Genomic DNA, 1,837 nt, shown 5'->3' on the forward strand with positions numbered 1-1,837 from the left:
ACCGTCACCTGTTCCAGGCGTCATACCTGAAACAGATGAGGAGCTGGCCTTGCTGAAAACCGCGGAAGTGAGAAAGCAACGACGTCTGGAAATGAGGAACTCATAAGCTTAGGAGGGTATACAAATGATTGCCACAATGAAAAAAGAAAACACAATACATTTAATAAGAGAAGTTGTACGAATACATCCTGAAATAGATTTTACTGACTTTATAGTAAAGGTCCTCAAAAATTTGGAAGTTAAAGAGATGTCTCAAGATCAACTTGAGAGCATGCTCATTTTAACCGCAGTAGAAAGAATCAGCAGTGATGAACCGGACTGGACTTATGTTGCGGCTGATTTTTATTTAAAAAGGCTATATAGACTTAGTGCGCAGTCTAGAAAAACCAGTGAAGATCGTGGCTATGGATCTTTTTATGGATTGATTAACACACTAGTTGAAGTTGGGATATATGATAATCAGCTACTAAAATCGTATTCTAGGGATGAAATTGACTGCTTAGAACAAATGATGAATCCTGAGAGGGATCGATTATTTAATTACATAGGCCTTTTGACAATGGCGGAAAGGTACTTAGCGAAGTCTCATGAAGGTGAATTTTTAGAATTGCCCCAGGAACGATTCATGATCATTGCGATGACCTTATTAGCAAATGAGGAAAGGGATAAACGAATCCATCTGATAGAGGAAGCGTACTGGGCACTTTCCAATCTTTATATGACAGTGGCGACTCCAACCCTTTCGAACGCAGGGAAAAGCTATGGGCAATTGTCTAGCTGCTTCATCGATACAGTCGAGGATGATCTAAGGAGCATTTATGACTCGAATACCGATGTATCGACCTTAAGCAAAAATGGCGGCGGCATCGGGATTTATCTTGGGAAAATCAGAAGCAGGGGCAGTGACATCAAGGGTTTTAAAGGAATCAGTTCCGGGGTGATTCCGTGGATGAAGCAGCTGAATAATACGGCAGTCTCTGTTGACCAGTTAGGACAGAGACAAGGGGCCATAGCCGTATTTTTGGATATTTGGCATAAAGACATCTTATCTTCTTTTCTTGACGCGAAATTAAACAATGGGGATGAGCGGCAAAGAACGCATGACTTATTCACTGGTGTTTGTATCCCTGATTTATTCATGGAGCAAGTGGAGAAGCGTGGAGACTGGTACTTGTTTGATCCGCATGAAGTAAGGCGTATAATGGGATATTCGCTGGAGGATTTTTACGATGAAGGAAAAGGAGAGGGATCTTTTCGAGATAAATATTGGGAGTGTGTGTACCAGCCGGAGTTATCTCGCGAAGTGGTGCCTGCAATCGAAATCTTCAAGTCGATAATGGTGTCGCAGCTTGAAACCGGCACACCTTACATGTTTTACCGAGATACAGTTAACCGACTGAATGCCAATCAACATAAAGGGATGGTTTACTGCAGCAATCTTTGTACGGAGATTGCCCAAAATATGAGCCCTACTATTCTTGAAGAGGAAAAAGTCGAGGATGGAAAGATCATTATTTATAAAAAGCCAGGCGATTTCGTCGTTTGCAATTTATCATCCATCTCACTTGCCAAAAGCGTGATGGATGATGTACTGGAAAGACTTATTAAAATCCAGGTAAGGATGCTCGATAATGTGATCGATATCAACGAGATTCCTGTTTTACAAGCACAAATCACCAATAAGAATTATCGCGGAATTGGGCTTGGTACATTTGGCTGGCATCATTTGCTCGCTTTAAAAGGGGTTAAATGGGAAAGTGAAGAGGCGGTTTCATATTGTGATTCCTTATATGAGGAAATTGCTTACTTCACCATCAAAGCAAGCCATGAACTAGCC

1 protein-coding gene is annotated in these 1,837 nt (G+C 41.4%); it reads left to right on the forward strand.

The window, feature by feature from the left end; all coding sequences use genetic code 11:
• Positions 1–124: 124 nt before the first annotated feature.
• Positions 125–1,837 (forward strand): ribonucleoside-diphosphate reductase subunit alpha (locus WB217_RS10960; protein ID WP_423993265.1); only part of this gene is annotated, 1,713 nt, incomplete at its 3' end.

The sequence above is a fragment of the Mesobacillus sp. genome (assembly GCF_049588175.1).
Taxonomy (GTDB): Bacteria; Bacillota; Bacilli; order Bacillales; family Cytobacillaceae; genus Mesobacillus.